The sequence below is a fragment of the Butyrivibrio sp. VCD2006 genome (assembly GCF_000423925.1).
Taxonomy (GTDB): domain Bacteria; phylum Bacillota; class Clostridia; order Lachnospirales; family Lachnospiraceae; genus Butyrivibrio.
This window is the reverse complement of sequence record NZ_AUIX01000001.1, coordinates 278,552-301,613: the sequence shown is the minus strand read 5'-3', so window position 1 is coordinate 301,613 and position 23,062 is coordinate 278,552. Positions and strand designations below refer to the sequence as shown.

18 protein-coding genes are annotated in these 23,062 nt (G+C 39.3%); 14 read left to right on the top strand and 4 right to left on the bottom strand.

Going from position 1 to position 23,062, the window contains the following annotated elements:
* Position 1 precedes the first annotated feature (1 nt).
* From gyrB to G586_RS0101285, 6 genes are all read left to right on the top strand, one after another.
* On the top strand, positions 2 to 1,939 hold the full coding sequence (gyrB, locus tag G586_RS0101310) for a DNA topoisomerase (ATP-hydrolyzing) subunit B (RefSeq protein WP_026526240.1): 1,938 nt from the start codon (positions 2 to 4) through the stop codon (positions 1,937 to 1,939).
* Positions 1,940 to 1,950: 11 nt separating this feature from the next.
* Positions 1,951 to 4,587 carry a DNA gyrase subunit A gene (gene gyrA / locus G586_RS0101305; protein ID WP_155833999.1) on the top strand — a complete coding sequence of 879 codons (2,637 nt, stop codon included), beginning with the start codon at positions 1,951 to 1,953 and terminating at the stop codon, positions 4,585 to 4,587.
* Between the two features lie 5 nt (positions 4,588 to 4,592).
* Positions 4,593 to 6,041 carry a GGDEF domain-containing protein gene (locus tag G586_RS0101300; protein ID WP_026526238.1) on the top strand — a complete coding sequence of 483 codons (1,449 nt, stop codon included), beginning with the start codon at positions 4,593 to 4,595 and terminating at the stop codon, positions 6,039 to 6,041.
* Positions 6,042 to 6,146: 105 nt separating this feature from the next.
* Entirely contained in the window at positions 6,147 to 6,359 is a 213-nt protein-coding gene (locus G586_RS0101295; protein ID WP_026526237.1) for a hypothetical protein, read from the top strand.
* A gap of 13 nt (positions 6,360 to 6,372) precedes the next feature.
* Entirely contained in the window at positions 6,373 to 7,644 is a 1,272-nt protein-coding gene (locus G586_RS0101290; protein ID WP_051204360.1) for a chloride channel protein, read from the top strand.
* Positions 7,645 to 7,683: 39 nt separating this feature from the next.
* The gene (locus G586_RS0101285) at positions 7,684 to 8,445 is read left to right on the top strand and encodes an exodeoxyribonuclease III (protein WP_026526235.1); all 762 of its coding nucleotides are present in this window, start codon (positions 7,684 to 7,686) and stop codon (positions 8,443 to 8,445) included.
* 61 nt (positions 8,446 to 8,506) lie between these two features.
* On the opposite strand, the gene G586_RS26855 is transcribed toward G586_RS0101285, so the two are convergent.
* Entirely contained in the window at positions 8,507 to 8,881 is a 375-nt protein-coding gene (locus G586_RS26855) for a hypothetical protein (protein WP_242831949.1), read from the bottom strand.
* On the opposite strand from G586_RS26855, the gene G586_RS0101280 reads away from it, so the two are divergent.
* The 3 genes from G586_RS0101280 to G586_RS0101270 are packed head-to-tail and all read left to right on the top strand — an operon-like array spanning position 8,763 to position 13,416.
* Entirely contained in the window at positions 8,763 to 10,043 is a 1,281-nt protein-coding gene (locus G586_RS0101280; protein WP_330363221.1) for an MBOAT family O-acyltransferase, read from the top strand. The genes G586_RS26855 and G586_RS0101280 overlap by 119 nt on opposite strands.
* Before the next feature lie 17 nt (positions 10,044 to 10,060).
* On the top strand, positions 10,061 to 11,146 hold the full coding sequence (locus G586_RS0101275) for a hypothetical protein (RefSeq protein ID WP_026526233.1): 1,086 nt from the start codon (positions 10,061 to 10,063) through the stop codon (positions 11,144 to 11,146).
* Positions 11,143 to 13,416 carry an extracellular solute-binding protein gene (locus tag G586_RS0101270; protein WP_026526232.1) on the top strand — a complete coding sequence of 758 codons (2,274 nt, stop codon included), beginning with the start codon at positions 11,143 to 11,145 and terminating at the stop codon, positions 13,414 to 13,416. The genes G586_RS0101275 and G586_RS0101270 overlap by 4 nt, the downstream gene beginning before the upstream one ends.
* A 49-nt stretch (positions 13,417 to 13,465) precedes the next feature.
* On the opposite strand, the gene G586_RS0101265 is transcribed toward G586_RS0101270, so the two are convergent.
* Entirely contained in the window at positions 13,466 to 14,323 is an 858-nt protein-coding gene (locus G586_RS0101265; RefSeq protein ID WP_026526231.1) for a MurR/RpiR family transcriptional regulator, read from the bottom strand.
* A gap of 263 nt (positions 14,324 to 14,586) precedes the next feature.
* On the opposite strand from G586_RS0101265, the gene G586_RS0101260 reads away from it, so the two are divergent.
* The 3 genes from G586_RS0101260 (at position 14,587) to G586_RS0101250 (ending at position 16,631) form a co-directional block, all read left to right on the top strand.
* On the top strand, positions 14,587 to 15,126 hold the full coding sequence (locus G586_RS0101260) for an NADH peroxidase (protein WP_026526230.1): 540 nt from the start codon (positions 14,587 to 14,589) through the stop codon (positions 15,124 to 15,126).
* A gap of 167 nt (positions 15,127 to 15,293) precedes the next feature.
* On the top strand, positions 15,294 to 16,007 hold the full coding sequence (locus G586_RS0101255; protein WP_026526229.1) for a 5'-methylthioadenosine/adenosylhomocysteine nucleosidase: 714 nt from the start codon (positions 15,294 to 15,296) through the stop codon (positions 16,005 to 16,007).
* Between the two features lie 99 nt (positions 16,008 to 16,106).
* Positions 16,107 to 16,631: an S-ribosylhomocysteine lyase gene (locus G586_RS0101250; protein WP_026526228.1), complete on the top strand. Its 525-nt coding sequence runs from the start codon at positions 16,107 to 16,109 to the stop codon at positions 16,629 to 16,631.
* Positions 16,632 to 16,700: 69 nt separating this feature from the next.
* On the opposite strand, the gene G586_RS0101245 is transcribed toward G586_RS0101250, so the two are convergent.
* On the bottom strand, positions 16,701 to 17,555 hold the full coding sequence (locus tag G586_RS0101245) for a helix-turn-helix domain-containing protein (protein WP_026526227.1): 855 nt from the start codon (positions 17,553 to 17,555) through the stop codon (positions 16,701 to 16,703).
* A gap of 176 nt (positions 17,556 to 17,731) precedes the next feature.
* Between G586_RS0101245 and arfA the strand changes: the two genes are divergently transcribed.
* Positions 17,732 to 19,240: an arabinosylfuranosidase ArfA gene (arfA, locus tag G586_RS0101240; RefSeq protein WP_026526226.1), complete on the top strand. Its 1,509-nt coding sequence runs from the start codon at positions 17,732 to 17,734 to the stop codon at positions 19,238 to 19,240.
* Between the two features lie 105 nt (positions 19,241 to 19,345).
* On the opposite strand, the gene G586_RS26500 is transcribed toward arfA, so the two are convergent.
* Entirely contained in the window at positions 19,346 to 21,202 is a 1,857-nt protein-coding gene (locus tag G586_RS26500; protein WP_196811524.1) for a glycoside hydrolase family 11 protein, read from the bottom strand.
* 270 nt (positions 21,203 to 21,472) lie between these two features.
* Between G586_RS26500 and G586_RS0101230 the strand changes: the two genes are divergently transcribed.
* Positions 21,473 to 23,053 (top strand): glucose-6-phosphate isomerase, encoded by a 1,581-nt coding sequence (locus G586_RS0101230; protein ID WP_026526225.1) that lies wholly within the window; start codon positions 21,473 to 21,475, stop codon positions 23,051 to 23,053.
* Positions 23,054 to 23,062 lie beyond the last annotated feature (9 nt).

Here is a 23,062-nt window from a genome sequence, read left to right as displayed (position 1 = left end):
AATGAGTAACGAAGAAAACAACTATGGTGCTGACCAAATACAGATATTGGAAGGACTTGAGGCAGTAAGAAAAAGACCGGGTATGTATATCGGTACTACTGCAGCAAGAGGACTTCATCATCTGGTATATGAGATTGTTGATAACTCAGTTGATGAAGCTCTGGCAGGATTCTGTGATCACATTGAAGTAAATATAAATGCTGATAATACCATAACCGTTAAAGATAATGGTCGTGGTATTCCTGTTGATGTTAACCACAAATCCGGACTTACAGGTGTTGAGGTAGTATTTACTATCCTTCATGCAGGCGGTAAGTTCGGCGGTGGCGGCTATAAGGTTTCAGGCGGACTTCATGGAGTTGGAGCTTCTGTAGTAAATGCTCTCTCTGAATGGCTTGAGGTTCAGGTTGTCAGAGATGGAAAAATTTATGAGCAGCGCTACGAAAGAGGAAAAGTATGCTTCCCTCTTCGCGAAGTAGGAACAACAACAGAGGTGACTTCCGGAACAAAGGTATCATTTAAGCCGGATGCTCTTATCTTTAAAGAGACAACAGTTTTTGATTACAATGTTTTAAAACAGAGACTCAGAGAAATGGCATTCCTTACCAAGGGACTCAGCATAACTCTGAGAGATTATCGTGTTGAAGAAGGCGAAGATATAATCGAGCAGAATTTCTGCTACGAAGGCGGTATAAAGGAATTCGTTCAGTACCTCAACAAGAGTAAGACTGTTCTTTACGATCAGATCATGTACTTCGAGGGAAACAAGAATAATGTACAGGTTGAAGTATCTCTTCAGCATAATGATTCCTTTAACGAGAGTACCTACACCTTTGTTAACAACATAAATACTCCTGAAGGCGGAACTCATCTTGAGGGCTTCAAGGTAGCGCTCACCAAGACTTTTAATGACTATGCGAGAGAAAAGAAAATGCTCAAGGATAGTGAGGAAAATCTTACAGGTGATGATATCCGTGAAGGTCTTACATCTATCATAAGCGTTAAGATTGAGGATCCTCAGTTTGAAGGACAGACCAAGCAAAAGCTTGGTAACAGCGAAGCAAGAGGTGCTGTTAACAGCATAGTTGCTGAGCAGCTTACATATTTCCTTGAGCAGAATCCTCAGGTTGCAAAGGTTATCCTTGAAAAGGCTATTCTTGCACAGCATGCTAGAGATGCTGCCAGAAAGGCAAGAGATCTCACAAGAAGAAAGTCTGCCTTAGACGGACTTGGACTTCCCGGAAAGCTTGCGGATTGTTCCGATAAGGATCCCAAGAATTGTGAAATTTTCATAGTTGAGGGAGATTCCGCGGGAGGATCAGCTAAAACAGCAAGATCTCGTGCAACACAGGCTATTCTTCCACTCAGAGGAAAAATCTTAAATGTTGAGAAGGCAAGAATAGATAAGATTTATGGTAATGCCGAGATTAAAGCTATGATAACAGCCTTTGGTACCGGTATTCATGATGATTTTGATATTGAGAAGCTTCGCTATAACAAGATTATTATCATGACCGATGCCGACGTAGATGGTGCGCATATTGCTACTCTCATGCTCACTTTCTTATACAGATTTATGCCTGAGCTCATTAAGACAGGACATGTTTATCTTGCTCAGCCTCCGCTTTATAAGCTGGAAAAGAACAAGAAGGTTTGGTATGCCTACAGTGATGATGAGCTTAATAAGATACTTAATGACGTTGGACGTGATCAGAATAATAAGATTCAGCGTTATAAGGGACTTGGTGAGATGGATCCTGAGCAGCTCTGGGAGACAACAATGGATCCTGACAGACGAGTTCTCCTTAGGGTTAATATTGATGAAGAGGCAGAATCGGATATAGATGTTACATTTACTACTCTTATGGGTGATAAAGTAGAGCCCAGAAGAGAGTTTATTGAGAAAAACGCTAAATTCGTTAAGAATCTGGATATCTAAGAGGATAAAAAATGGCAGATAACAATAACAATAATCAGAATGGTGAAGACCTGGCGGATGACGTATTTGACCAGGTAACCACTGACAGAATTAAAGAAGTAGACCTTCAGAAGACAATGGAGTCTGATTACATTGATTATGCTATGAGTGTAATCGCATCTCGTGCTCTTCCTGATGTCAGAGACGGACTTAAGCCGGTACAGAGAAGAATTCTCTACTCAATGATAGAGCTGAACAATGGCCCTGATAAGCCGCATCGTAAATGTGCTCGTATCGTCGGTGATACAATGGGTAAATTCCACCCTCACGGTGACAGCTCAATTTACGGAGCATTGGTAAATATGGCACAGCCATGGTCCATGAGATACTGTCTTGTTGATGGACATGGTAACTTTGGCTCTGTGGATGGCGATGGTGCAGCTGCCATGCGATACACAGAGGCTCGTCTCTCCAAGATTTCAATGGAGATGACAGCTGATATAAACAAAGATACAGTTGATTTCACACCTAACTTTGATGAAACAGAAAAAGAGCCGGCTGTTCTTCCTGCAAGATTTCCTAATCTTCTTGTAAACGGAACAACTGGTATCGCTGTCGGTATGGCAACAAATATACCTCCTCACAACTTAAGAGAGGTAATTGCTGCTGTTGTAAAAATGATTGACAACAAAGTAAATGAAGACAGAGAGACTGACATCGAAGAACTTCTTCCAATCGTGAAGGCCCCTGATTTCCCGACTGGTGGCATTATTCTCGGAACAAGAGGAGCTGAGGAAGCATACAGAACAGGTAGAGGTAAGGTTATAGTTCGTGCTGTTACAGATATCGAGACTATGCCTAATGGAAAGAGTAGAATTATCGTTACAGAACTCCCCTATCTTGTTAACAAGGCTAATCTTATTTCAAAAATAGCTGAGTATGTAAAGCTTAAAAAGCTTGATGGAATCACAGCTCTTCGTGATGAATCTGACCGTGAAGGTATGAGAATTGTTATTGAGCTCAGACATGATGTTAATGCAAATGTTATGCTCAATCGTCTTTTCAAACATACACAGATGCAGGATTCCTTTGGAATCATTATGCTCTCTCTTGTAAATAATGAGCCCAAGGTTCTTGGACTTGTTGATATGCTTCACCACTACATCGTTCATCAGGAAGAGGTAGTAACAAGAAGAACAAAATATGATCTCAACAAAGCTGAAGAGAGAAATCACATTGTTGAGGGATTACTGATAGCTCTTGATAATATCGATGAAGTTATCAAGATTATCCGCGGAAGTGCAACTGTTCAGATAGCAAAAGAACAGTTGATGGAGCGCTTTGGACTTTCAGAAGTTCAGGCACAGGCTATCGTTGACATGCGTCTTCGTACTCTCACCGGTTTGGAGAGAGATAAGCTTGAGCAGGAGCATGCTGAACTCTTAAAGAAGATTGAAGAATTGAAGCTCATTCTTTCTGACAAGAAGGTACTCCTTGGAGTTATCAAGAAGGAAATTACTGAGATTTCAGATAAATACGGTGATGATCGTAAGACTCAGATCGGACATGATGATTCCGACATCAACATTGAGGATATGATACCAAATGTTAATACAATCATTGCCATGACAAACGTTGGATATATTAAGCGTATGTCAATCGATAACTTCCGTGCTCAGAACCGCGGAGGTAAGGGAATAAAGGGAATATCCACAATTGAAAACGATTATGTGGAAGATCTCCTTATGACCACAACTCATAATTACATAATGTTCTTTACCAATAAGGGACGTGCCTACAGACTTAAGGCATATCAGATTCCTGAGGCTTCAAGAACATCAAGGGGAACTGCAATAGTAAATCTTCTGCAGCTTTCACCTGAGGAAAAAATCACTGCGACAATTCCGATTAAGGGATACTCTGAGGGTAAAAACCTCTTTATGGTAACAAAAAAAGGTACTGTAAAGAAAACCTCAGTCATGGAATTTGCCAATGTAAGAAAGAACGGACTTACAGCTATAAATCTTGATGATGATGATGAACTTATCGAAGTAAAGACAACAAAGTCAGATTCAGAGATTTTCCTTGTTACCAGAAATGGTATGTGTATCAGATTCAAGGAAACAGATGTAAGACCTACAGGAAGATCTTCCATGGGTGTAAGAGGTATCATGCTCGGAGATCAGGATGAAGTTGTAGGAATGCAGCTTAATTCCCAGGGTGATTCACTTCTTATAGTTTCCGAAAAAGGCTATGGAAAGAGAACCGAACTTTCTGAATTCCATATCCAGCTTCGTGGCGGTAAGGGTGTTAAGTGTTATAAGATTACAGAAAAAACCGGAAATGTAATAGGTGTTAAGGCTGTTAAGGATGAGCATGAAATCATGATGATCACCGACAGTGGAATACTTATTCAGCTCCGAATGGAAGAAATAACCATTCACGGCAGAGTAACATCCGGTGTTAAGATGATAAATCTTGACAAGGGTGTCAGTGTTGTTGCAATTGCCAAGGTACGTGAAAAGATATCAAATGGTGATGAAGAGTTCGAGAATATTGAGGATGCTATGGAAGATATTCCCGAAGATGAAGAAATGATAGCTGATGACGAATTTGATGATGATATCGATGAGTCAGAGGACGATACTGAAGACACAGACGAAGAGTAAATCTTATGAGAGTTGGACTTTTAATATCTGAATTTAAAGACAATAAAGCATGTAATATTTGTCTTGGTGCAGATGTAGCAGCCAGAGACTTAGGGGTGGAGCTTGTCATTTTCCCCGGTAAGTTTATTGTTACTGATAAATCATATAGTGAAGACAGAGCATATGATTATCAGTATCAGGCTGTATATGATTACATCTATGAAGCAGGCTTTGATGGGCTTATTGTGGATATAGAGAGCATTGGAAAAGATGCTCCTATCCTCAAAAAAGAAGCCTTTTTAAAGCAGTTTGGAAAAAAGCCTCTTCTTACCGTTTCGGATATGGAAGGTTTTGAAAAGGTGACCTATGAAAAAGGCACCGATCCATATGAAATAGGATTTCTCTCAATCGAACAGATAATTAACAAAATCACAGGTAATGACGTAAAAGCTAAAAGACAGGAAATCAGTGAGCTTTCAAATGAGCTGTTCATTAATGTGATAAATAAGGCTGCAAAGTTTTCAGAATTGTCAGGTCAGGATAACTACGCAAAAGACAATTATGATGCAACTGTAAAGAAAATGGTCTCCTGCTTTGATAACATAGAAATATTCCTTTTGGAGAGTCCTCAGATATGCACCTTCAAGAAGGGATGGAAGGTACCAAAGCATTGCAAACGTGTAGTAGCTATCCATGACAAAAAAGCTGCAAAGAGAGAAAAAATAAAAGATCTGGAGACTTCTGATATTTTTGATAAATCTGAAATCAGTGGAACAAAGATAATTAGAAATGTTTTCAGACGAGAAGAACAATATGGTTTTTATATTATGGGATTCGATGAGAGTATAAGACTTGGCTCTTATGACGATCTCATAACAGGCATGATACTTGGTGGAATAAGAATCAATTTCCTTAGAAAATATTTGTCCGATACAGAAAAAGAGCTTATACAATGTCAGGAAGAACTCGCAAGAGACGGTTCTGTTCTTGATCATATTGGAGATAAGGATTATCTTACCGATCTTCCAAACAGAAGAGGATTTTTCGCCAAGGCATATGATTTATTAAAATCTGACTTTAAGGAAGGAAAATATGCAGTTGTGTCATACATTGACATGGATTCCTTAAAGAATATCAATACAATTCACGGACATGATGAAGGTGATAATGCTGTAAAAAGAGTTGCAGGGATACTTAATGAAGTATTCGGAGAAAACAGTGTCTGCGGAAGAATACGCGGTGATGAGTTCGCAGTAATTCAGGTCACTGATGAAGAGGATAAGGCCGAAGAACTCAGAATAGAAATGGCAAGACACAATAATAAGCTACTCATGGAAAACACAAAATATCTCAATCACCTTATTTATTCTATCTGTGAATTTAGTTATGAAGAGAGCCTCTCTCTAAGGGAAATGCTAAAAGAAACCGATGATAATTTAAAGAATATGCGAAGAATGGAAACAATAGGTAAGTAATTTGTTAAGCATATTTTTAGAATTTATTAAGTTGTTAATTATTTGAAAAATGATAAAATGACCTTACAAAGAGAACTATTGAATTTTGACACGTGAGGGCTAGCTATGGGAACAGATGTAAACGGATTAGATCCGGAACAGCAGGCACTTCTTGCCAGTATTATGGGCAAATCATCTCAGCAAGGTGCTGGTAATTTTACTATGCCTACAGCTGCACCTGCACCAGGAGCTGCTGCCGCGCCTCCGGATCCCGGTAACAGTAATAAGATGCTTAGTCAGTCTGAAATAGAAGCACTTATAGCATCTATGGCAAAGTGAGTTGGGAAAAAAAATGTCAGAACAAAATCTGAATAATGAAGAGCCACATTATAAGCACCAGCTTAGAAGGCTTGCGGCTACTATTAAGTGGTTGGTGCTTGGAATTATTGTGGGAGTTATCATAGGGGCAGTGGGAGCTGCCTTTTTCCATGGAATTAGACTTGCAACTGAATATAGAAAAGCTCATAGCTTTATTATTTTCCTGTTACCCTTTGCGGGTCTTTTAATTGTATTCTTATACAGACTGTCAAAGGACTACGAGGATACAGGCACAAATCTTGTTATCACAACAATTTCTGCCGGAGACCATCTTCCAAAGAGAAAAATACCGCTCATTTTTGTAGCAACAATTCTTACTCATTTATTTGGAGGAAGTGCAGGAAGAGAAAGTGCTGCTCTGCAGCTCGGTGGAAGTATAGGACATAATCTCGGAGAACTTATAAAGCTCGATGATGATGATTGCAAGATAATCACAATGTGCGGAATGAGTGCTGCATTTGCGGCGCTATTCGGAACACCAATGACTGCGGCATTTTTTGCAATGGAGCTGGAAACAGTTGGAGTTATGTACTATGCTGCACTTATCCCGTGTGTACTCTCCGCTTTGGTATCAAGTAATCTGGCACACTGTCTTGGAACAGAGTCCGATGTATTTACAGTCAGTATTGTACCGGAGCTTACCATAGAAAATGCTATAAAAGGATCTATTCTTGCAGTTTTATGTGCGCTTATCAGCATATTATTCTGCATAGTTATGAAAAAAACAGGACAGCTTTACAAGAAATATCTAAAAAATCCTTATGTTAGAATATTCGTTGGCGGCTGTATCATAGTAATTTTAACGCTCCTTGTAGGAAACAATTATTACAATGGAGCAGGTATGGATGTAATTGAACTTGCAAAAAGAGGTGAAGCGCCTTACCCTGCCTTTGCTCTTAAAATGATATTTACGGCACTTACTTTAGGTGCAGGCTATAAGGGAGGAGAAATTGTCCCTGCACTCTATATCGGGGCAACATTTGGATGCCTTTATTCACAGCTGCTTGGATTTAATTCAGCTCTTTGCTCAGCTATAGGAATGGGTGCTCTGTTTTGTGGAATAACCAATTGCCCCATCTCTTCGCTTCTTTTGTGTTTTGAGCTCTTCGGATATACAGGTATGCCATACTATCTTCTTGCAATTGCTCTAAGCTATACCTTCTCCGGATATTACAGCGTATATGGATCACAGAAGATCATGTATTCTAAATATCACAATAAGTATATTAACCAGAAAACCAGATAATGACGGTAACTTAAACACAACTTTTATTGGGGAGAAAATATGTCAAAAAAGCTTGTATCATGGAATGTTAACGGACTTCGTGCCTGCGTATCCAAGGGTGAATTTCAAAAATTCATGGATGAGGAAAAACCTGATGTTATAGGTCTTCAGGAGACTAAGCTCCAGGAAGGACAGATTGAGCTTGATCTGCCCGGATATTATCAGTATTGGAATTATGCTGAAAAGAAAGGATACTCCGGAACAGCTCTTTTTACGAAGGAAGAACCGATAAATGTGACCTATGGCATAGGAATCGAAGAACATGACCATGAGGGAAGGGTTATTACTGCAGAATATCCTGACTACTATCTGATAACAGTTTATGTTCCAAATGCTAAGGACGATCTTTCAAGACTGGAGTACAGGTGTGTTTGGGAAGATGACTTTTTGAAATATGTGAAGAAGCTTGAAGAGACCAAGCCTGTAATATATTGTGGAGATCTCAATGTAGCGCATAAGGAAATAGACCTTAAGAATCCAAAGTCAAATCGCGGTCATGCCGGATTTACCGATGAAGAGCGTGAAAAATTCGATAATGTGGTTTCTGCAGATCTTATAGATACCTTCAGATATTTCTATCCTGATATGGAGGGCGCTTATTCCTGGTGGTCATATAGATTCCAGGCAAGAGCCAAGAATGCGGGATGGCGTATAGATTATTTTGTGACATCAAAGTCACTTAAAGACAGACTTAAGGATGCCGTAATTTACAAGGATCAGATGGGATCCGACCATTGTCCCGTAGGATTATTATTAGACTGATAACAAAACTCCACGGATTTTCCGTGGAGTTTTTTGACCTTGAACATATTAAAACGTATAATTAGACCATGTCATTTAATTCATTTTCATTCATTTTAATATTTTTGCCCATAGTACTAATTTTGTGGTACGGGTTTAATCTGATTGAAAAAAGGAAGCTGGCTGATATTTCACTTATTGCAGCTTCTTTAGTTTTGTATGGACTTTTTTCATTGGATTTTGTTGTAACACTACTTATCTCCTGCCTTTTTACATATTTCATATCGAGGCTCATATTAAAAAAGGAGGAGTTTTCAGGAGTACTTTTAACTTTTGGAATAGTTGGAAATCTCATTCTTCTTGGATACTTTAAATATACTAACTTTTTCCTGTCAAATATTAATGCAATCCTTGGAAAAGAATCACCTGAGCTAAAAATTATTATGCCGATAGGCATCAGCTTTTATGTGTTTTCTCAGATTGCATTTTTAACAGATACTTTCAGATTTGGTAAGGGGAGAAATAATGAGCTTGATATGTCTTCTGTCTCCTTTATCGAGTATCTTCTTTACATCACATATTTTCCGAAAATTATTCAGGGACCGATTGCGCTACCCTATGAGATGATAGCTCAGTTTAGAGATACTGATAAAAGAAAAATCTCTGCTTTGAATTTCAGAAAAGGTATAGAGCTTTTTACCATAGGACTTTCAAAGAAGGTTTTGCTTGGAGATAACCTGGCAAAAATCGCAGACTATGGCTTCTTATATACCTACTACATGGACACTCTTACAGGAGCTTTGGTACTTATCTCCTATGCATTCCAGCTTTACTTTGATTTTTCAGGTTATTGCGATATGGCAGAGGGTGTAAGTATTATGTTTGGAATAGAGCTTCCACAGAATTTCAACTCACCATATAAAGCAATCAGTGTCAGAAATCTTTGGCAGAGATGGCATATGACTCTTACGAGATTTTTTGTGAGATATGTTTATATTCCGCTTGGAGGTTCAAAAAAGGGAAAAATAAGAACAGCACTGAATGTGCTTATAGTCTTTATTCTAAGTGGCTTCTGGCATGGAGCAGGATGGACCTATTTATGCTGGGGTCTTGTAATGGGAATAATGGTGGTATGGGATGATCTTGGAATCCTGGCAGTAAAGGGCGATATTAAAAAGCACTATCTGCTTAGGGAAAAACCACTTTTTGTTATACCTGCAGGGCTTGGAGAAATACTTACATTTTGTATGTTTTTGGTATCACTGGTATTTTTCAGATCTCAGGATATGACGTATGCAATCCAGTATTTTAAACAGCTATTTATTCCTACATGGCCCGGATTTATGTATAAGACATCAGCGGTTTTAGATATTCCAGAAAATTATCTGGCTATAACCGCAACAGGTCTATTTGCAAAGAATCTCACAAATATGGTTTACCTCGTGAGCTGGATTGTTCTTCTCCTAATATCATTTTTGGTGATAAGAAGTAAAAATGCCAGAGAAATTGTGGAAAATGGAGTACCCTCAAAGAAGTTTACGGCATTACTTGTAATTCTTTTTATGTGGTCCTTCGTATCTCTGTCACAGGTAAGTACCTTTATCTATTTTCAATTCTAAGTGTGAGCTAAAAAGGTATGGATAACAAAGATTTAAATTTTATCAAAAGATTCGGAATAGCAGTTTTAACGCTTATCATACTGATTGGAGTAGTGGTATTTCTTATTGATCCTTTTTTCCACTACCATAAGCCATGGTTTGGTTTAAAAGCTGTTCTTAACGACAAGGAATATCAGTGCATAGGAACCCTCAGGCATTTTGACTATGATGCTCTTATAGTTGGTTCGTCAGTTGCGGAGAACAATGACAACAGCTGGTATGATGAAGCCTTTGACTGCAAATCAATAAAAGCTATAAGATCCTATGGTGCAACTGCTGATCTATGCTATCTTCTCGATGAAGCCTTTGCATCGGGAAATGATATCAAAAAGGTGTTTTACAATATTGATCCGTCATCTCTTAATGCGGATGCTACCACAACCTATGAATCTACGGGATGCCCCATGTATCTGTATGATAAAAATCCATTTAACGATATTAGATACATTTATAATAAGGGTGTTCTGTTCGAGAAGATTCCGTATATGATAGTTAATTCATATGTTGTGGATTATGACGAGAATCTATCATATAACTGGGCAAAATGGAAAACCTTCAGTAAAGACAATGCACTGGGACTTTATTTCAGGCCTAAAAACGAAGTACCAATGATGGATGAGAAGGTCTATGATGATAAGCTTTCCGGAAATATTGAGCTACTGACAACAGAAGTAAAAAATCATCCTGACACAGAGTTTTACTTCTTCTTCCCTGCATATTCCATGTTATGGTGGGACGGAATTTACAGGACAGGGGAAAGGGATGCCTTTATTCACTGTGAAAAAGAAATGGTATCTGCACTGCTTCAGTATGACAATGCAAAGGTATACTGTTTCCAAAATGAGGAAGATATTATTACAAATCTTGATAATTACATGGATTCCATCCATTTTTCACCTGAAATCAATAAACTGATGATGGATAGAATGGCTTTAGATGAAAACAGGATGACAGAGGAGAATTACGAAGTTATACTTGATGATATGAGGGCTTTATCTGATAAGATAGTAAATGAACTTATGAAGCCATATGAGGAACAGGACCTTATTACATACGAGCAATGAGACTAAAACTACCTGAGACAATTTCAAAATTAATAAATGGGGGGAAAGCTGTAGTGCTGATAAGCGCTATGGCTTTTCTGTGCTCTTGCGGAAATTTTCATGAAGAATCCAAAAGCTCAATACAGGCAGATCTTAGTGATTGTGTTTTTGAATTTAAAGATATGGGAATCAATCTGTTCAAGAACAGTGATTACATAACTCTTAGCAGTGATACACAGGGAATCTATGGTTTGAAATGCACGAATAGCGATGGGCACACTAACTACAGCTTTGCCAGAATAAAGAGCGGCCAGTCGGGTACTGAAGAAATTCTTATAGGATCAGATAATACCAGATTTGATTATCTGGTAACCGATAAGGACAAATATTTTTATGCCATAAGAACTGTTTATCCTGACACAAAGGGAATTCAAAATGTGACAGATAATTATATTTATGATGGGAAAGGTGAGAAAAAACTAGTTAAATACTCTCCATCCGGAGATGAAATCTGGGCAGCAAATATAACTAAAGAGGATTCGGCTGCTTATATTAAGGGTATTGCTTATGTAAAAGGAGGCGGAATCCTTACATACTCATCTGAAGGCTTTTCAATGTATGATGAAATGACCGGTGAAGGCCATTTCTTAAATATGGATAATAAGGGAGATATTCATAAAGACAGAGTTCTTTTAACTACTCCCGAAGGAGAAATCTATACAGTTGAAACAGATAGCAAATGGAGATTTGTCCTATATGAATTTGACAGTAAAAAATATTCTCTTGAGAATAAGACCTATATCCCTGAGGAGATTTCTGTAGGAGCAAAATTTTTTACCGGCATAACATATGACCTATACTATACAGACAATAATTGTCTCTATGCTTTTAATATAGGAGATGAAACAGCTCAGAAGATATGTGATTTTGCGAAATCCGGATTATATGCGGATGATCTTCTGCTCCTTAATGAGACAACAGGTGGTGAATTTGAAATCATAGCTGATTATGAATCCGGTAATGTTCGCGCTTTTTCAATGAAGAAAAAAGAAGAATCAAGTGATGAGGTAAAGACAATTACTATAGGAATTACCTTAAATGATTCAAATGTCAAGCAGCATGTAATTAAATTTAATCAAGAAAACAGCGAATATAATATCAGATTGATCGATTATACCGAAAGCAGTTTTTCAGGATACCGTACTGTGAGCAGGAAAATTCTTGAAGATTTGGAGAACGGAAATGCACCGGATATTCTGATTCTCAATTCTTATGCAGATCAATGTGATTTTACTGATAAAGGTTATTTAGAGCCTCTTGATGAGTATCTGAAAAATGATGCAGATATTTCTTCAAAGAAATATCTTGATAATATTTCTAAGACCTTAAGTGAGCATGGAAAACAGTATGCTATAATGCCCTACTTTACTATCAATACCTGCGCAGCTTCAAAAGATGTAATTGGTGATGAAACAGTCAGTCTTACAAACTATCGTAATCTGTGCAATAAGCATAATATAAAACCCCAGAACATGATGGGTAATATCTACTTCGAAGGAGTGGATACACTGTATGCAACATCGGGATTCGAGTTTATTGATTTTGATAATGATACCTGTGAATTCCAAAATTACAATTTTATAAATCTCATATCACTCTTAAGAGAAATAAAAAGAGCGGATGATAACAACAGCCGAAACCTGAATGAATACTGCTATATGGATAAAAAGGCAATGCTGTTACCTTATCATATTTCAGAATTCGAGGATTATCGCATAATCAGGGATGGTTATTTTGGAACAGATATCTCATTTAATGGTTATCCTGCCAGAGACGGAGGAATATCATATATTGATCCGGGATTGCTTTTTTCTATAAGTAAAGGAAGTAATAATAAGGATATTGCATATAAATTTATAAGATATTTTCTGCTTGATGAATATCAATACAGTATTGATTGGGGATTTCCTGTGAATGAAAATGCCCTTGATTTATTAGTGGATAAATCGACTCGGATTAAATATTATATTGATGACTCAGGTAAAAGAGTAGACACCATAAGTAGCATAACTATAGGAAGCAGGGAATTTCTAATTACACCGCTCTCTTTGGAGGAAGCAAACGATATGAAGCGTTTTATATGCTCTTTACATAAGTTCCAATATAGAGATACGGAGATTGTCAGCATGATAGCTGAGTCGGTAAAGCCTTACTATACCGGAGAAATTACTGCTGAAAAGGCATCTTTGTACGTTCAGCACAGAATAGAAAAATATCTTTCAGAGAAATAAAAAAACAGCCGGCACAATCAAAAGTGCCGGCTGTTTTGAACATTAATGATTAGTAGTTTCCAATATCATGGAACAGATCGTAGGAATCCTGCAGATGCTGTCTGATGTTGGCAAAATCTTTATTAGCAACTGCAGTATAGAGTGTATCTACAAGGAATAGCTGTGCAAATCTGGAACTCGTTACACCGCTCTTTTTATCTATCTCAGGCGAAGTAGTAAAGAGAACATGATTGCAACCCTGGGCAAGCGGACTGTTTCCAAGCTTTGTGATTGCAACGGTATCTGAGTGTCTGCTGTTAGCAATCTTTAGTATCTGCATTATTTCCTCAGTTTTTCCGGAATCACATAAGAAAATGGCAACGTCATCTTCCTGAAGCTGTGCCGCATTCATGAGACTATTGTGGAAATCTTCGTTATAGGTAACGTTATAAGATAATCTCTGGAATTTTGTGAAAAGATCAAATGCAGCAAGTGAACTGCTACCAACTCCGAAGATTCGTATCATTCGTGCTTTTACGATGGCATCAACAGCACCTTCAAAGGACTGAGTATCGAAAAGCCTGTATGTGGTCTGAACAGCCTGAATACTTGTGGCGCAGATATTATCAGCAATAGCCTGCATAGAAGTATATTGATTGATATCCTTAAACTCTATGTGTGGCCCTGCCTTTTCAGCCTTTTTAGCATCTGAAAAGATTTCTCTTTTAAGACCTTTCAGTCCGGAATAGCCAAGAGATTTTGAAAATCTGCTCCAGGTAGCCTGGGTTGTGCCGGAAGCTTCCGCCAGTTCGGCCACAGTATTATTATAAATACTGGAATCATTCTTCAGGCAATAGTCTGCAGCCTTTCTCTCTTCTCTTGTAAGGTTGGCATAAACACTTTTAATTCTCTCTTCTAATAGTGACATAAGTCTATCTCCATTTACTTTATAGCGAGACTAACATACTTAACCATTTATAGTATATCGCAAAATCAGTAATTACATTATTAAATAACAATTATTAATTTTCATATTTATTAAAATTTTCTAAACGATAAAATGTATAAGATTTATTTGTTATACTAAATATCAGTAAACATGAATTTTTCCCTCCGAATTAGCACTTTTCGCAGACAATGTGGGAGTACCGGATAGATGAGGGATAATATCATTGAAAGGAGATTTTTTCTATGAAATGGGTATGTCAGGTATGTGGTTATGTTCATGAAGGCGACACTCCTCCGGAGGCTTGTCCTGTATGTAAGGCACCGGCAGAGAAGTTCACAAAACAGGAAGGGGATAAGGTTTGGGCTTGCGAGCATGTTGTTGGTGTAGCCAGCTCCGCTCCTGATGAGATTAAAGATGGTCTTCGCGATATGTTTAACGGAGAGTGTACAGAAGTAGGTATGTATCTTGCTATGTCACGTGTTGCTATCCGCGAGGGATATCCCGAAGTTGGTGCATTCTTTGAGAAAGCTGCATGGGAAGAAGCTGAGCACGCTGCTCACTTTGCAGAACTCCTTGGAGAAGTAGTCACAGACTCAACAAAGAAGAACCTTGAACTTCGTGCTGACGCTGAATACGGCGCAACACAGGGAAGAGCTGACCTGGCTAAGAAGGCTAAGGCTCTTGATCTTGACGCTATCCACGATATCGTACACGAAATCGGACGCGACGAGGCAAGACACGGCAAGGGATTCCAGGGACTCCTTGATAGATATTTTAAATAAAACAATATAAATAAAAGGTGCGAAGGACAAGGTTCTTTGCACCTTTATTTTTTGAGAGGATGCAGGGAAAATGACTCTGCATCCTTTTTTTGTTTAATAAATGTTATAATAAGACCTTAAGAGAATAATATACAATTACAAAAATGTTTTATTTAAGAGGATATAGTATGAGCAAAAAAATAGGAATAATAGGTGCTATGGAAATTGAGGTGGAGAGCCTCAAGAAGGAAATGACAGTATCAAGAACTCTCACTAAAGCAAATATGGAGTTCAATGAAGGTAAGCTTGGAAACACAGATGTAGTAGTTGTTAAAAGTGGAATCTGCAAGGTTAACGCTGCTCTTTGTGTTCAGATTCTTGTGGATGATTTCAAGGTTACACATGTGATCAACACAGGAGCTGCCGGTTCACTTGACGCAAAGATCGACATAGGAGACTTTGTTGTATCTACTGATGTTGTGTATCATGATGTGGATGCTACAGTTTTCGGATATAAAAAAGGAGAGATTCCTCAGACAGGCCGTCTTGAGTTCCTTGCTGATAAGTGGATGATAGAGAACATTAAAAAGGCAGCAGCTACCGCAGGAATTACAGGTAAGCTCTGGGATGGACGTGTATGCTCCGGAGATCAGTTCATCTCTGAAAGTTATGTAAAGGATGGAATTAAGGCTGAGTTTGACGGACTTTGCTGTGAGATGGAAGGAGCCGGTATTGCACAGGCATGCTTCCTTAATAATATTCCATTTGTAATCCTCAGAGCTATTTCCGATAAGGCAGACGGCAGTGATATCATGGACTATCCTGAGTTTGAGAAAAAGGCAGCAGCAGACTGTGCTGCTCTTACAGAGAGTTTTATTAAAGATTTATCCAGCGATAATTAAGTTGTATATCACAACTGTCCTAGTCATGTTATAATGACGATACGATTTGGCGAGGTCCAAATGATAAAAGGTATTTAATTAAGAAAAGGAGATATAAAAATGGATTTGATACCCAGCTTTTCCGTAGATCATACAAAGATTATTCCCGGAATATTTGAGAGCAGAGTTGATGATATTGCAGGAAACAAGATTACAACTTATGACATAAGAGTCACAAAACCCAATGTAGAGCCCGCTGTTGAAGTAGCTGCAATGCACTCTCTTGAGCATATCATTGCTACATTCCTTAGAAATGATCCCGATTGGAAGGATGATGTTATTTATTGGGGACCTATGGGATGCCTTACAGGCTTCTATCTTATTCTGAAGAGCAACCGTGCTCCCAAGGAGATCGTTGATCTTCTTATCAGAGCATTTGATTCTGTTAAGGATTCAGAGGAGGTTCCCGGTGCTGAACCTGAGAACTGCGGTAACAGCGCTTTACACAATCTAGTAATGGCTAAATGGTATGCTAAGAGATTCGCAGATTATCTTATTTCCAATAAGGAAAATGATGCAATTTATGTATATCCTAAAACAGAGAGACTTGTAACAGATGACGGTCGTCAGTTCTTCGATTCATAATATTTTTATATAAGAATTTAAGGGACAATCGCATGGATTAAATAATCCTTTCGATGTCCCTTTTTTATTCTACCTACTTCTATATTCACTTGGAGACATACCGCATTCCTGCTTAAAATATCTGTTGAAGTGATTGATGTTTGTAAATCCGCACTGGGATGCTACATCGAGAATACGAAGCTCCTTATTTGTAAGAAGATGTTTTGCTTTGTCAATTCTGGCAGCGATAATATCGTCACCGGGGCTGGCATGGAAGAAAGCCTTGTAATAGTGATAGAGCTGACTTCTGCCAAGGTGGGTCTCCTTACAGATTTTTTCTATATTCCATTCTTCCGAACATCTTTGAAGCATATTTACCCTATAAGAAGTTAAAAAACTGTATATTTCCGTTTGTTGGATTTCTTCTACAGGTCCCGTGACACTTCTCTCGGCAGCTATAAGGAGCTGCTTTATCAGAAGGTCTATCATACGCTCTCTTCTCTGCTGTTTGGATAGATATTCAAACTGAATTCTTCGAAGAGTGTCCACTATCATCTCATCATTACCGGGATGAAAGATACGATTCATTTCTACCTGCAAACCCTGAATCTCGTCAGGTTCACAGGTGAAGTGAACAAAAGAGTTGGAAAAGGAAGTGATAGCCTCGTAATATTGCATGTTTCCTGGAGAAAAGAGAATACAATCACCAGGAAAAGCACTGGTCATGTAGAGCCTTTTGCCATCTCTTTCAATAAACTTAGTATTGTCCGACTGTCTGTATTCGTTAGACAGAGACACAAAGTCATTTTTTCTCTCATCCGGAAAATAAAAGTTCATGTTGGAGGTTATGTGGAGAAAGAGGTAGTCTCCGCTTCCGGTTGGTCTGTATATGGTATCTTTGTCGGGATTGTGGTAGTTGTAGCCACAGTAGTCGGTTCGAAACATGAGCTTCCCCTCATCTGCTTTTTAATTAATTATATAGATATTACCGGACGATAAGTCAATATATTTGGATTAAAAGACATTTAAAAGACAGATTTACTCTGCAATAATTACAAATAGACAGGATAAAAAGACAATACATTATATGTTGTTTTTATTTATTAACGGAGGGTTACAAAATGGCAAAGAAACTTCAGAAAGCACAGCTGTGTATCGACAGAGATTTCGAGATCAGCAAAATTGATGAGAGAATTTTCGGTTCATTCCTTGAGCATCTTGGAAGAGCAGTTTACGAGGGAATCTATCAGCCCGGAAATAAGAATGCGGATAAGGATGGATTCCGCAAGGATGTATTAAAGCTTATTAATGAGATACATGTACCGATAGTAAGATATCCCGGTGGTAACTTTGTATCAGGCTTTAACTGGGAGGACAGCGTAGGTCCCGTTAAGGATCGTCCCCGCAGAATCGAGCTTGCATGGAATGTTATTGAGACTAACCAGTTTGGTCTTAATGAGTTCATGGCATGGTGCAAAAAGGCAAATACTAAGCCTATGATGGCTGTTAATCTCGGAACAAGAGATATTGATGCAGCAAAGAATATCGTTGAGTACTGCAATATAAAGAGCGGCACATATTATAGTGATCTTCGTATCAAGCACGGTGTAAAAGATCCTCATGATATCAAGCTTTGGTGCCTTGGCAATGAGATGGATGGCCCTTGGCAGATAGGTCACATGGCTGCTCAGGAATATGGTATGAAGGCAGGAAGAGCAGGCCACATCATGAAGCTTGTTGATCCTTCAATTGAGACAGTTGTATGCGGTTCTTCATCTCTTTATATGGATACCTTTGGAGATTGGGAGCGCACAGTTCTTGAGTGTAGCTATGACTCTGTTGATTATCTTTCACTTCACACCTACTATGGCAATGCTGAGGATGACACACCTAATTTCCTTGCAAGCAGCGTAGCTATGGATAAGTTTATTTCACAGGTTATCTCAATCTGCGACTATGTAAAGGCTGTTAAGAGAAAGGATAAGACAATCAACCTTTCCTTCGATGAGTGGAATGTATGGTATCACTCAAACGAGCAGGATAAGGAGCTTCCTAAGTGGTGTGAGCACCCTCACCAGCTTGAGGATGTTTATAACTTTGAGGATGCACTTCTTGTAGGATCAATGCTCATTACTCTTCTTCGTCACGCTGACAGAGTAAAGATTGCATGCCTCGCTCAGCTCGTTAATGTTATCGCACCTATCATGACAAGCGATACAGGCGCATGGAGACAGACAATCTTCTATCCTTACATGCATGCAAGTCTCTACGGAAGAGGAACTGTTCTTAACACAGTTGTTAAGGCTCCTTCCTATGAGAGTAAGCACGGCGATGCTCCTTATATCGACAGCGTTGTTACTGCTGATGATGAGAATGAGACAATCACAATCTTCGCTGTAAATAAGAATCTTAAGGAAGACTTCGAGCTTACATGTGACCTTCGCCAGTATGCAGGCTATAAGGTTGTTGATCATATCATTCTTACAAATGATGATATCAAGGCTGTTAATACTGAAAAGAAGCCTAACACAGTAGCTCCTACAGAGGGCAAGAACACCAAGGTTGAAAAGGGAGTACTTACAACTGTCCTTCCTTCAAAGAGCTGGAACGTAATTCGTCTTGCAAAATAATAAACAAATATCAATTTAAGGTAAGAAAAATGCCGGCTCCTGGCCGAGCCGGCATTTTGTGGTCATATAGCATGTTAAGTAATAAGTTATTTGCAATGCAGGTAATTAGTTATTTACATTTGACCAAATCTTATATCTCTGATTGGGGTTTACACCCTTTTTCTGGAACAGTTCACTTAATGTTACAAGGGTGTAGCCCTGACTCTGGAGGCCTTCAATAATCTGAGGAAGAGCCTGTACGGTCTGGTAGTTACCCTGGAAGTCATGAAGCAGGAATATCTGACCATCTCTAGCCTGGCTAAGAACGCCGTTTACTCTCTGCTGAACTGATGTATATGATTCCCAATCATTAACTGTTATACCCTGAATGAATGTAGCATCAATGTTCTGATGCATTGTGTTGCTTACGGAAAGATAAGGTGCTCGAAAGAACTTTACATCTACACCTACAGCATTCTTAATAGCTGATGCCGTCCACTCCTGCTGATTTCTAACCTGAGAAGCACTCATTCTGGACATGTCCTCATGAGTATAAGAGTGACTTGCAAGTTCACATCCCATCTTAACCTGACGCTGCATTATGCTGAGATTGCTCATTGTAACGTTCTGTCCGATAAGGAAAAATGTAGCTTTTGCATTGTACTTTTCTAAAACATCAAGAACGTCCTTTGTGGTGCTGGAAGGACCATCATCAAATGTAAGAGCGATGTATTTTCCGGTATCCTTAGGCTGCTGCTGGCTCTGACCCTGGCCCTGGTTTTGTCCCTGACCCTGATTGCCACTGCTTGCCTGACCTGATTCGCCGTTAATTCTAAGATAGTCGATATATGCATCCCAGTTTCCATCATCAGCAGTCACAACAAGTTCGACTGTCTGATTGCCTGTACCATGACTTACATTTTTGATAGTGTACTCAGCAGGATATGAACCACCATAATAGAAGGTTCCCTTATACTGACCACCGATCTTTAAGTCAACTCTGGCCATGTTACCGTTATTAGCACAGCCCCGAAGAACGAAGTCATGAGTTCCATATGCAAAATACTGTGTATAACTTACTCTGTCATTGTTTGCATATAATGCTACGCCGCTGAAAGGTGATGAAATATTTCCGGTGTACTGACCTGCCTTAGACATAGATTCGCACTGAACAGTTGTATTGCCCTGTGCTACTGTTCCGCCTGCGTTACCACCCTGGTTACCACCCTGATTTCCACCTTGGTTTCCGCCTTGGTTACCACCTTGATTTCCACCCTGATTACCTGAGGATGAGCCGCCAATTGTCATAACGTTCTTATAAACGTTAGCATAGCCGCTACTCTGATATCCTTCGATATTTAAAGCTGCCTCGGTGAGCTTACCCATGTAAATTCCCATGCGCTCCCAGGCCTTGAAATGCTCAGTAACACTGATGGTACCACTTGTCTTCTTGCTGGTACGAACACTGAAAATCTGTCTGAAGTTTGTATCGCCCTGAATTGAAGGCGCGTTGTAACGCATTGTCTCGTAAACATCATATGTGCCGCCATCGACCTGAATCTGACCCTTCGGTGATCCTCCCGGCGGACGCCATGAACCCCAACTGTCTACGATATAATACTCAACTAACGGATCAACAGACCATCCATAAACACAAAGATAAGAATTTCCGTTGGGTCTGTAATCAACCCCATAGTCGAAGGAAATATTTCCTATCTGCTGGTATGTTTTCGTTCTGTCGAACTTTTTACCTTTTCTGAAAAGAGCGTTACCAATGTTGCTCCACTGACATGTGAATGCTCCCCCAGCATCCAGAGTCATACTGGTATTACCGTAGTCTTTCCAGAGCTCGTAGTCGTAACCATCCTGTGTGCCGGTTCTGTTGTCGTACAGTGTGGTAGCTGCTTTAACCGACAATGACGGGACTAAAAGCTGTGCACTCATGAACACAGTCAAAAGTGCGGTAGTCAAAACTTTCTTCACCAATTTTTAATACCTCCTCTATATTTAGTTTTTGCTATATAACCACAGGTGTATTATATCCTGCATGAGAAAATTCCACTTATCAATTGTTAACCAAAAGTTACGAAATATTGCTAAATACTAATCATATTTAATCGAAATAATGTATATTCGCTTCAGAATACATTTTTAATCAATATTTAAGGAGTTAAATCTTGCGGTGGTTATCAAGTTTTGCTAAACTTTAACGCGAAAGTAGAAATAACCATAGTATAGGAGGATTCTTTAAAAATGGTTAATTGGAAAAATCTTGATACTTTAAGTTCATTCGATGAGCTTAAGAAGGTAAAACAGATTGACCTCGTATCTGCTATGACCGGTGAGTCAGGTGCAGACAGGGTAAAGAAATACTCAGTGAAGATGGCAGAAGGCCTCAGCTACAATTATGCAGCAAAAGAGGTTGATGATGACATCCTCGCAGCTTTGGATAAGCTTGCTAAGGAAGCACAGCTTTCCGAGAAATTTGAAGCTCTTTATAATGGCGAAGTAATTAACACAGGTGAGAAGAGAATGGTTCTTCACCAGCTCACAAGAGGCCAGCTTGGTAATGATGTAATGGCTGACGGTGTTAACAAGCGTGAGTTCTATGTTAAGGAACAGAACAGAATCGCTGATTTTGCCAAGAAGGTTCACTCAGGTGAAATTGCAAACGAGAAGGGCGAAAAGTTCACAACTGTAGTTCAGATCGGTATCGGTGGTTCAGACCTTGGTCCCAGAGCTATGTACCTTGCTCTTGAGAACTGGGCTCACAAGACCGGTAATTTCAAAATGGAAGCTAAGTTCATCAGTAACGTAGATCCTGATGATGCTTCAGCTGTACTTAACAGTGTTGATGTTGCTCACTCAATCTTTATCCTTGTATCCAAGTCAGGTACCACTCTTGAGACTCTTACAAACCAGAGCTTTGTAATGGATGCTCTTAAGAAGGCAGGACTTGATTCCTCAAAGCACATGATCGCTGTTACTTCAGAGACATCTCCTCTTGCAAAGAGCGATGACTTTATTGAAGCTTTCTATATGGATGACTATATTGGCGGACGTTATTCTTCAACTTCAGGAGTTGGTGGAGCTGTTCTTTCACTTGCCTTTGGTCCTGACGTATTTGCACAGTTCCTTGAAGGTGCATCCGCTGAGGATAAGCTTGCTGCAGAGAAGGATATGATGAAGAATCCTGCTATGCTCGATGCCATGATCGGATTCTATGAGAGAAATATCTTAGGATATCCTTCAACAGCAGTTCTTCCTTATTCACAGGGACTTAGCCGTTTCCCTGCTCATCTCCAGCAGCTTGATATGGAGTCAAACGGTAAGAGTGTTAACCGCTTCGGAGAGCCCATTGATTATGTAACAGGACCTGTTATCTTCGGTGAGCCCGGTACAAACGGACAGCATTCATTCTATCAGCTCCTTCACCAGGGCACAGATGTTATCCCGATGCAGTTCATCGGCTTTAAGAATAGTCAGCTTGGTAATGATGTTGATATTCAGGGCAGCACAAGCCAGCAGAAGCTCTGCGCTAATGTTGCAGCTCAGATCGTAGCATTTGCTTGCGGTAAAAAGGATGAGAACCTCAACAAGAACTTCAAGGGCGGACGTCCTTCAAGCATCATCATCGGTGATGAGCTTAACCCGAAGTCACTTGGTGCTCTCCTCTCTCACTTTGAGAATAAGGTTATGTTCCAGGGATTTGTTTGGAACCTCAACAGCTTCGACCAGGAAGGTGTTCAGCTTGGTAAGGTACTTGCCAAGAAGGTACTTGCTCACGAGACAGACGGAGCACTTGCAGTTTATAGTGATCTGTTAAATATTTAAAAAAATGGC

What these genes read in the sequence shown, in the direction of transcription:
- gyrB (WP_026526240.1), top strand. Translation starts at nt 2, where the DNA reads ATGAGTAACGAAGAAAACAACTATGGTGCTGACCAAATACAGATATTG.
- G586_RS0101285 (WP_026526235.1), top strand. Translation starts at nt 7,684, where the DNA reads ATGTCAAAAAAGCTTGTATCATGGAATGTTAACGGACTTCGTGCCTGC.
- G586_RS0101255 (WP_026526229.1), top strand. Translation starts at nt 15,294, where the DNA reads ATGAGCAAAAAAATAGGAATAATAGGTGCTATGGAAATTGAGGTGGAG.
- gyrA (WP_155833999.1), top strand. Translation starts at nt 1,951, where the DNA reads ATGGCAGATAACAATAACAATAATCAGAATGGTGAAGACCTGGCGGAT.
- G586_RS0101295 (WP_026526237.1), top strand. Translation starts at nt 6,147, where the DNA reads ATGGGAACAGATGTAAACGGATTAGATCCGGAACAGCAGGCACTTCTT.
- G586_RS0101245 (WP_026526227.1), bottom strand. Translation starts at nt 17,555, where the DNA reads ATGTTTCGAACCGACTACTGTGGCTACAACTACCACAATCCCGACAAA.
- G586_RS0101260 (WP_026526230.1), top strand. Translation starts at nt 14,587, where the DNA reads ATGAAATGGGTATGTCAGGTATGTGGTTATGTTCATGAAGGCGACACT.
- G586_RS26855 (WP_242831949.1), bottom strand. Translation starts at nt 8,881, where the DNA reads ATGCCTATCGGCATAATAATTTTTAGCTCAGGTGATTCTTTTCCAAGG.
- G586_RS0101230 (WP_026526225.1), top strand. Translation starts at nt 21,473, where the DNA reads ATGGTTAATTGGAAAAATCTTGATACTTTAAGTTCATTCGATGAGCTT.
- G586_RS0101275 (WP_026526233.1), top strand. Translation starts at nt 10,061, where the DNA reads ATGGATAACAAAGATTTAAATTTTATCAAAAGATTCGGAATAGCAGTT.
- G586_RS0101300 (WP_026526238.1), top strand. Translation starts at nt 4,593, where the DNA reads ATGAGAGTTGGACTTTTAATATCTGAATTTAAAGACAATAAAGCATGT.
- G586_RS0101270 (WP_026526232.1), top strand. Translation starts at nt 11,143, where the DNA reads ATGAGACTAAAACTACCTGAGACAATTTCAAAATTAATAAATGGGGGG.
- G586_RS0101265 (WP_026526231.1), bottom strand. Translation starts at nt 14,323, where the DNA reads ATGTCACTATTAGAAGAGAGAATTAAAAGTGTTTATGCCAACCTTACA.
- arfA (WP_026526226.1), top strand. Translation starts at nt 17,732, where the DNA reads ATGGCAAAGAAACTTCAGAAAGCACAGCTGTGTATCGACAGAGATTTC.
- G586_RS0101290 (WP_051204360.1), top strand. Translation starts at nt 6,373, where the DNA reads ATGTCAGAACAAAATCTGAATAATGAAGAGCCACATTATAAGCACCAG.
- G586_RS0101250 (WP_026526228.1), top strand. Translation starts at nt 16,107, where the DNA reads ATGGATTTGATACCCAGCTTTTCCGTAGATCATACAAAGATTATTCCC.